Source organism: Pseudomonas sp. P5_B2, assembly GCF_056400445.1.
In genome coordinates, this window is sequence record NZ_JBFULH010000151.1 from 1 (window position 1) to 8,931 (window position 8,931).

Consider the following 8,931-nt stretch of genomic DNA (forward strand, 5'->3'; position numbering starts at 1 on the left):
CTGGTGACGATAAGCAGGGCGGTACACAACAGGAAGTCATAGAACATCGCTGCCAGGCGACGACCCAGTGAGACGGCGGGAAACTCGCCCTGGGGGTTGAGCAGGTGTTTCGACATGGCAGCCTCTGGACGGAAAAAGAAGTCATTTTACGGATTTACGCGCACAAAAAAGCCCCTGATGTCAGCATCAGGGGCTTTTTCGTTACAGAAGATTAAGCTTCTGCTTGTACTTCGTCAGCCTGCATGCCTTTCTGGCCTTGCACGGCAACGAAAGTCACTTTCTGGCCTTCTTTCAGGCTCTTGAAGCCATTGCCCTGGATGGCGCGGAAATGCACGAACAGATCCGGACCGCTTTCAGGAGTGATAAAACCAAAACCTTTCTCGTCGTTAAACCACTTGACGGTACCGCTCTGACGTTGGGACATTTCTTATTTCCTTTGACGCTAAAATTAATGACAGTCTCCTTCTCATGAAAGAGTACTGGGGCTGGTTGCAGGAGAGTAAGAAGACGTCGAACGGGATGTAGCTTACTTGTAGGCTACTGCCCAGGTCACGATTCCAAGCGACCCATGCAAACACAGTGGACAAACTCTACGCCAACTACGGGAGAAAAAACAAGCCCCGTCAGAGGCCCGGTTTTGCTCAGGTTGATGGCACTAGTCGATCCACTAGTGCGGTCTTATTCTTTGTTGTCGTTCACTTGTTTTCGATTGTTATAAGCCGCGTTCCAAAACGAATGATATGCACTGTTTTATGGCGGTTGCGTTACACATTAGTGCACTGTTAACGCAGCCGCGTTACTTATAGAAACAGTCAATCAACCGCGATAGTAGCGTTGCGCAACAAATGGCATTTTGCTTACAAGCAAAGGCACCTTTTTTCCACGGACAATCGCCCAGACAGGGGTATCGATGGCGATATAGGCGCTGTCGACGTAACCCATGGCCAAAGGAGCACCGAGTGTCGGGCCGAAGCCGCCGCTGCACACAGTGCCGATGATATCGCCGGCTTCGTTGACGATTTCCGCGCCTTCACGCACTGGCGTGCGTTCCTGAGGCAGCAGACCGACGCGCTTGCGGCTGACGCCACCTTGTTGTTGCTCGAACACGGTTTCAGCGCCTGGGAAGCTGCCGGCCCGCGCGCCATCGGCACGACGAGGCTTGGAGATGGCCCACAGCAGGCTGGCTTCAATAGGTGTGGTGTCGGTGTTCATGTCATGGCCATAGAGGCACAGCCCGGCTTCCAGGCGTAGCGAGTCGCGGGCGCCGAGACCGATGGCCTCTACTTCAACTTCAGCCAGCAGCGAACGGGCAAGGGCTTCGGCGTTGGCGGCCGGTACCGAGATTTCGAAACCGTCTTCACCGGTGTACCCCGAACGGCTGACAAAGCAGTCAACGCCCAGCAGTTTCACGCGGGCGAACTGCATGAAGGTCATTTTCGTCACTTCGGGTGCCAGGCGCGCGAGCACGGTGACTGCAGCCGGACCTTGCAGGGCCAGCAGCGCGCGTTCTTCGAACAGCGGCTCGATCGTGCACTGGTCGCCGATGTGCTTGCGCAGGTGCGCCAGGTCCTGATCCTTGCAGGCCGCGTTGACCACCAGGAACAGTTCGTCGTTACCTAGGTTGGCGACCATCAGGTCGTCGAGGATGCSACCGGTTTCGTTGGTGAACATCGCGTAGCGCTGCATGCCCACCGGCAGGTCGATAATGTCCACCGGCACCAGGGTTTCCAGGGCCTTGGCAGCATTGGCGCCGGTCAGGCGGATCTGGCCCATGTGCGAAACATCGAACAACCCGGCCTGATCACGGGTGTGCTGGTGTTCTTTCATCACGCCGAGTGGGTATTGCACCGGCATGTCATAACCGGCGAACGGCACCATGCGCGCACCGAGTTCGATGTGCAGGGCGTGTAGCGGGGTTTTCAGCAATTGTTCGGTGGACATATTCAGCTCCTGAAAAAGTGTGCAATGCGCGTGAGCATCAGCACTCGATAATGTTGACCGCCAAACCGCCACGGGCGGTTTCCTTGTATTTGCTTTTCATGTCAGCGCCGGTCTGGCGCATGGTGCGGATGACCTTGTCGAGGGAGACGAAGTGCTGGCCRTCGCCGCGCAGGGCCATGCGTACCGCGTTGATCGCCTTCACCGAACCCATGGCGTTGCGCTCGATGCAAGGCACTTGCACCAGCCCGCCAATCGGGTCGCAGGTCAGGCCGAGGTTGTGTTCCATGCCGATTTCGGCGGCGTTTTCCACTTGCTGCACGGTGCCACCAAGGACTTCGCACAGGGCGCCGGCCGCCATCGAACAGGCCACGCCGACCTCGCCCTGGCATCCGACTTCGGCGCCAGAAATCGAGGCGTTTTCTTTATAGAGAATGCCGATGGCCGCCGCCGTCAGCAGAAAGCGCACGACGCCATCTTCGGTCGCGCCAGGAATAAAGCGCATGTAGTAATGCAACACCGCCGGGACAATGCCTGCCGCACCGTTTGTGGGTGCGGTCACGACGCGTYCGCCGTTGGCGTTTTCTTCATTGACCGCCAGCGCGTACAAGTTGACCCAGTCCAGTACCGACAGCGGATCGCGCAACGACGATTCCGGGTTTTTGCACAGTTGTCGATGCAGGGCTGCGGCGCGACGTTTGACCTTCAATCCGCCGGGCAGAATGCCTTCATTGCGGCAACCGGCATCGACGCAGTCTTGCATCACTTGCCAGATCTTCAGCAGGCCGGCGCGGGTTTCCGCTTCCGGGCGCCAGGCGCTTTCGTTAGTCAGCATCACCTGGCTGATGGACAGTCCGTAGGTGGTGCAATGACTGAGCAGATCCTTGGCGCTTTTGAATGGGAAGGTCAGTGGTGTGGCGTCTTCGACGATGCGGTCGGCGCCGGCGGCGTCTTCATCGACGACAAAACCGCCGCCGACCGAGTAGTATTCGCGGCTGCGGATTTGCAGGCCGGCAGCGTCGAAGGCGCGAAAGATCATGCCGTTGGGGTGATAGGCCAACGGTTTGCGAATCATCGCCAGGTGTTCTTTCTCGTTGAACGCAATGCTGTGTTCGCCGAGCAGGTTCAAGCGTCCGTTGCCACGGATTTCTTGCAAGCGCGCGGCAACGGTTTCAGTGTTCACGGTGTCCGGGTGTTCACCTTCCAGGCCCAGTAACACAGCCTTGTCACTGCCGTGCCCCTTGCCGGTGGCGCCGAGCGAGCCGTAGAGCTCGACTTTGACGCAGGTGGTGGCCGCAAGCAGCCCTTCACGGCGCAAACCTTCGGCGAAACGCGCGGCTGCGCGCATCGGGCCGACGGTGTGGGAGCTGGAGGGGCCAATGCCAATCTTGAACAGGTCGAACACGCTTAACGACATGGTTGTTCTCCGGTTTCTTGTTATAGGTATGGGCGAAMTCTGAAATCTTCCACAGATCCCCTGTAGGAGTGAGACCGGCTTTCCGGCGATAGCGGTCTAACATTCAACAAAAATGTCTAAAGACAGATCGCTATCGCCGGCAAGCCGGTCTCCCCTACAAGGGTTTTGTGGTGTTCATGGAAGTAGGGGCGAGCAGACTCGCCCCCTTGTCCGTTTAAGCGTAGCTTTCGATCGACGGGCAGGCGCAGATCAGGTTGCGATCGCCAAACACGTTGTCGACGCGACCGACCGGTGGCCAGTATTTGCCTTCGATCAACGATGCAACCGGGTACACCGCTTGCTCACGGCTGTACGGATGCGTCCACTCGCCGACGATTTCCGCTGCGGTGTGCGGAGCGTTCTTCAGCGGGTTGTCGTCCTTGTCCAGCGTGCCGTTTTCCACCGCGCGGATTTCTTCGCGGATGCGGATCATGGCGTCGCAGAAGCGGTCCAGTTCTTCCTTGGATTCGCTTTCGGTCGGCTCGATCATCAACGTGCCGGCAACCGGGAACGACATGGTCGGGGCGTGGAAACCAAAGTCGATCAGGCGCTTGGCGACGTCATCGACGCTGATACCGCTGCTGTCTTTCAGTGGGCGCAGGTCGAGGATGCATTCGTGCGCGACCAGGCCGTTGCTGCCGGTGTATAGCACTGGGTAGTGCTCTTCCAGACGACGGGAGATGTAGTTGGCATTGAGGATCGCCAACTGTGAAGCGCGCTTGAGGCCTGCGCCGCCCATCATGCGAATGTACATCCAGGTGATCGGCAGAATGCTCGCGCTGCCGAACGGTGCTGCGCAGACTGCGCCTTCTTTGCGTTCCATCTGGGCATGGCCCGGCAGGAACGGAGTCAGGTGCGATTTCACGCCAATCGGGCCGACGCCCGGGCCGCCACCGCCGTGTGGAATGCAGAAGGTTTTGTGCAGGTTCAAGTGCGACACGTCGCCGCCGAACTTGCCCGGTGCGCAGAGGCCGACCATCGCATTCATGTTGGCGCCGTCGATGTACACCTGGCCGCCATTGTCATGAATGATGCCGCAGATTTCGCGGATGCCTTCTTCGAACACGCCGTGGGTCGACGGGTAGGTGATCATCAGCGCGGCGAGGTGTTCGCGGTGCTCGATGGCTTTGGCGCGCAGGTCTTCGATGTCGACGTTGCCGCGTGCGTCGCAAGCGGTCACGACCACGCGCATGCCGGCCATGTTGGCGGTGGCCGGGTTGGTGCCGTGGGCGGACGATGGGATCAGGCAGATGTCGCGGCGGTCTTCGCCACGGCTTTGATGATAGGCCCGAATCGCCAACAGACCGGCGTATTCACCTTGCGAACCGGCGTTCGGTTGCAGCGAGATCGAGTCGTAACCAGTAGCGGCGCAGAGCATCGCTTCCAGTTCGTCGGTCAGTTGCTGGTAGCCGGCGCTTTGCTCGGCCGGGGCGAACGGGTGCAAGGCACCGAATTCAGCCCAGGTCACCGGGATCATTTCGCTGGCGGCGTTGAGTTTCATGGTGCACGAACCCAGCGGGATCATGGTGCGGTCCAGTGCCAAGTCCTTGTCGGCCAGCTTGCGCAGGTAGCGCATCAGCTCGGTTTCCGAGTGGTAACGGTTGAACACCGGGTGGCTGAGGATCGGCGATTGACGAACCAGTGCGGCCGGAATTGCGCTGACCACCGAAGCGGCAAGGGCGGCAAAGTCTGGCAGGGCTTTGCCATTAGCCAGCACGCTCCACAGGGTTTCGACGTCGGCCTGGGTGGTGGTTTCGTCGAGGGACAGGCCCAGGCGTTCAGCGTCGACCACGCGCAGGTTGATGCGCTGGGCGCGCGCCTGCTCGTGCAGCTTGGCGGTGTTGGCGCCGGTGTTCAGGGTCAGGGTGTCGAAGAAGCTGGCTTGTTCGACGGTCAGGCCCAGTGCGTTCAAGCCTTTGGCCAGAATGGCGGTCAGGTGATGCACGCGGTTGGCGATCTGGGTCAGGCCTTTCGGACCGTGATACACGGCGTACATGCTGGCGATGTTGGCCAGCAATACTTGCGCGGTGCAGATATTCGACGTGGCTTTCTCGCGACGGATGTGTTGCTCGCGGGTTTGCATGGCCAGGCGCAGGGCCGGCTTGCCGAAACGGTCCACAGAGACACCGACCAGACGGCCCGGCATGTCGCGCTTGAACGCATCTTTAGTGGAGAAGTACGCCGCGTGCGGACCACCGAAGCCCAGTGGCACGCCGAAACGTTGGGCGCTGCCGATGGCCACGTCGGCACCGAATTCGCCTGGTGGGGTCAGCACGGTCAGGGCCAGCAGGTCAGCGGCCACGGCGACCAGCGCGTTGGCCGCGTGGAAACGCTCGGTCAGTTCGCGGTAATCGAACACGTCACCGTTGCTGGCCGGGTATTGCAGCAGAGCGCCGAAGAACGGCGTCACGTCAGTGAGTTCGAGCTCATCACCGACCACAACGTCGATGCCCAACGGCTCGGCACGGGTGCGCAGCACGTCGAGGGTTTGCGGGTGGCAATGCACGGAGGCGAAGAAGGCGTGGCTGCCCTTGTTCTTGCTCAGGCGTTTGCAGAAAGTCATGGCTTCGGCAGCGGCGGTGGCTTCGTCGAGCAAGGAAGCGTTGGCAATCGGCAGGCCGGTCAGGTCGCTGATCAGGGTCTGGAAGTTCAACAGCGCTTCGAGACGGCCCTGGGAGATTTCTGGCTGGTACGGGGTGTACGCGGTGTACCAAGCCGGGTTTTCCAGCAGGTTGCGCAGGATCGGCGACGGCGTGTGGGTGCCGTAGTAGCCCTGGCCAATGAAGGTCTTGAACAGTTGGTTTTTACCGGCGATGGCTTTGATCGAGGCCAGGGCCTCGGCTTCGCTCAAACCGTCTTCCAGGCCCAGGACGCTGGTGCCTTTGATGCTGTCCGGGATGACGCTGGCGCTCAGGGCTTCCAGCGAGTCGAAACCGAGGCTGTTGAGCATGGCTTGCTCGTCGCCGGCACGCGGGCCGATGTGACGGGCGATGAATTCGTTGGCGGTGGTCAGATTGACTTGRGTCATGTCGGGCGCTCCTCAGGCTTCGGCGTTGGCTTTGATCAGACGGTCGTAGGCGTCCTGGTCCAGCAGTTTGGCGACCGCCGAGGCGTCGCTCGGCTGGAAGCGGAAGAACCAACCTTCGCCCAGCGGATCTTCGTTGACCAGTTCAGGGCTGCTGTCGAGTGCCGGGTTGACTTCCAGCACTTCACCGTCGAGTGGCATGTACACGCCGCTGGCGGCTTTTACCGATTCCACGGTGGCGGCTTCAGCGCCTTTGTCGTAGGACTGCAGCTCAGGCAGTTGTACGAAAACCACGTCGCCCAAGGCGTTCTGTGCGAAAGCGGTGATGCCGACAGTAACGGTACCGTCAGCTTCGGTGCGCAGCCATTCGTGATCTTCAGTAAAACGCAACTCGCTCATAAGAACTCCTAAGGGGGCCAGACTCGTCTGGTGGACGCGATTGAATGCTTGGGCAAAAAGCCCTGTTATGACGGACTACATAGCAAGAACGCGGCCAACGTCGATTTTGTCCTTATTAATCAATGTTTTATTGGGTTTTGTGGGCGGCTATAACGCTTTCGCTGTAGTGAAATCGATACGGGCGGAAGGGGAGATGAAAGCTGAGGTGGATCAAAGCCTTGTGCAGGCGTGATTCGGCTGGGTGTAGCGATATCGTTCCGCTGTAGCGCTTTCAGTACGGACGGAGGTCGTTTTTGGAGAGGGATTTCCAGACAGAACACAAAACTTGTGGGAGCCAGCTTGCTGGCGATTGCGGTGAGACAGGCAACAAAGATGTCGACTGACATGGCCCAATCGCCAGCAGGCTGGCTCCCACACAGGGGTACTTCGGTGGCTGGGGGAGTTTCAGGGCTTGTTGGGGATGCCGTACTTGCGCAACCGATGGGCAATCGCCGTGTGGGAGGTTTGCAGCCGSCTGGCCAGTTGGCGGGTCGAGGGGTAGCTGACGTAGAGTTTTTCCAGCAGGGTTTTCTCGAACTCCTCCATCGCCTGCTCCAGACTGTCGACGTTTGCGTCGCTCTGGCGCGCCACTGAGGTGCCGGCGATGTCGAGGTCGCCAATGTCGACCAGCGTGCTTTCGCAAATCGCCGCCGCGCGGAAAATCACGTTTTGCAATTGCCGCACATTGCCCGGCCAGCGATTGCCCAGCAGCGCTGGATAGGTGCCCGGTGCCAGGCGACAGACCGGGCGCTGGATCTGCGCGCAGGCCTGCTGCATGAAGTAGCGGGCGAGCAACAGAATGTCCTGGCCACGTTCGCGCAGCGGCGGGACCTCAACGTTGAGCACATTGAGGCGATAGAACAGGTCTTCGCGGAAACTGCCTTCGCTGACCATTTTTTCCAGGTCGCGGTGGGTCGCGCTAAGAATCCGCACATTGACCTTCACCTCACGGTCCCCACCGACACGCCGGAAGCTGCCGTCATTGAGAAAGCGCAGCAGTTTCGCCTGCAAGTACGGCGACATCTCACCGATCTCATCGAGAAATACCGTGCCCTGGTTGGCCAGCTCCATCAGCCCAGGTTTGCCGCCCCGTTGCGCACCGGTGAAGGCGCCGGGGGCGTAGCCGAACAGTTCACTTTCGGCGAGGTTCTCCGGCAATGCCGCGCAGTTCAGCGCCAGAAAGGGCGAACTGTGGCGAGCGCTGATGGCATGGCAGGCCCGCGCCACCAATTCTTTGCCGGTGCCGGTTTCGCCCTGAATCAACAGGGGCGCATCAAGGGCTGCGACCCGTTGGGCGCGAGCCTTGAGGGTGCGGATCACCGGCGACTCACCGAGCAGCGCGTCGAAACCTTCGGCATGGTCATGGTGCAGCGCCGAAAGGCGTTCGCCGATGCGATTGGGTTGATACAACGTGAGCAGGGCGCCCGCATCGGTAATCGGCGTGGCGTCCAGCAGCAATGTCTGACCGTTGACGGTGATTTCCCTCAGCGGCAAGCGAAAGCCTTGTTCCAGCAGGGCATCGAGCAGCGCCGGGTCGGCAAACAGTTCTGCAATGCTTTCACCCGCCGGTTCACGGCCATACAACGCAATCAGTGCCGGGTTGGCCAGCAACACTTTGCCGGCACTGTCCAGCGCCAGTACCGGGTCGGTCATGGCCGCGAGCAATGCGTCGAGTTGCAGGTGTCGGCGCTGGCCGGGAAGGATGTCGACCACCGTCACTGCTTGCACGCCACGCACACTGAACAGCGCATCGCGCAGCTCTTCGAGAACTTGCGGGCTCAGGGTCGGGGCATCGATGTAAACGTTGGGCGGGACCATTTCCACCGCATCCAGATTGAGATTACGCCCACCGAGCAAAGCCAGGACTTCCTGGGTAATGCCGACGCGGTCGATGAAGCTGACGTGGATACGCATGGGGCGGTTTTTGGTTCTGAAGTGCGGAGGGTGGCAAGTATGCCTTGGGGCGGGCGAATGGTGAAATCCTGCGCAGGATTTCGGGCCGACACCGAATTCTTGTAGGAGCGGGCTTGCTCGCGAAGGCGGTGGGTCAGTCACCATCATATTTGACTGATAC

At 60.0% G+C, this 8,931-nt stretch carries 6 protein-coding genes and 1 pseudogene; all 7 read right to left on the reverse strand.

The annotated features are described in order from the left end of the window. A pseudogene (locus AC1DRJ_RS13890) lies at window positions 1-116 on the reverse strand (RDD family protein); the annotation flags it as partial. 95 nt (window positions 117-211) lie between these two features. Further along, window positions 212-424: a cold-shock protein gene (locus tag AC1DRJ_RS13895; RefSeq protein WP_003175786.1), complete on the reverse strand. Its 213-nt coding sequence runs from the start codon at window positions 422-424 to the stop codon at window positions 212-214. Window positions 425-816: 392 nt separating this feature from the next. Then, window positions 817-1,941: a glycine cleavage system aminomethyltransferase GcvT gene (gcvT, locus tag AC1DRJ_RS13900; protein ID WP_477802661.1), complete on the reverse strand. Its 1,125-nt coding sequence runs from the start codon at window positions 1,939-1,941 to the stop codon at window positions 817-819. A gap of 37 nt (window positions 1,942-1,978) precedes the next feature. Further along, a complete protein-coding gene (locus AC1DRJ_RS13905; RefSeq protein ID WP_477802662.1) occupies window positions 1,979-3,355 on the reverse strand; it encodes an L-serine ammonia-lyase in 1,377 nt (458 codons plus the stop codon). A gap of 214 nt (window positions 3,356-3,569) precedes the next feature. Then, window positions 3,570-6,422 (reverse strand): aminomethyl-transferring glycine dehydrogenase, encoded by a 2,853-nt coding sequence (gene gcvP / locus AC1DRJ_RS13910; protein WP_477802663.1) that lies wholly within the window; start codon window positions 6,420-6,422, stop codon window positions 3,570-3,572. 12 nt (window positions 6,423-6,434) lie between these two features. Next, the gene (gene gcvH / locus AC1DRJ_RS13915; protein WP_449643494.1) at window positions 6,435-6,818 is read right to left on the reverse strand and encodes a glycine cleavage system protein GcvH; all 384 of its coding nucleotides are present in this window, start codon (window positions 6,816-6,818) and stop codon (window positions 6,435-6,437) included. Between the two features lie 444 nt (window positions 6,819-7,262). Next, the gene (locus tag AC1DRJ_RS13920) at window positions 7,263-8,771 is read right to left on the reverse strand and encodes a sigma-54-dependent transcriptional regulator (RefSeq protein WP_477802664.1); all 1,509 of its coding nucleotides are present in this window, start codon (window positions 8,769-8,771) and stop codon (window positions 7,263-7,265) included. Window positions 8,772-8,931: the final 160 nt, after the last annotated feature.

Excerpts from the sequence above, each read along its gene's own strand:
- gcvH (WP_449643494.1), bottom strand. The coding sequence starts at position 6,818 with ATGAGCGAGTTGCGTTTTACTGAAGATCACGAATGGCTGCGCACCGAA.
- AC1DRJ_RS13895 (WP_003175786.1), bottom strand. The coding sequence starts at position 424 with ATGTCCCAACGTCAGAGCGGTACCGTCAAGTGGTTTAACGACGAGAAA.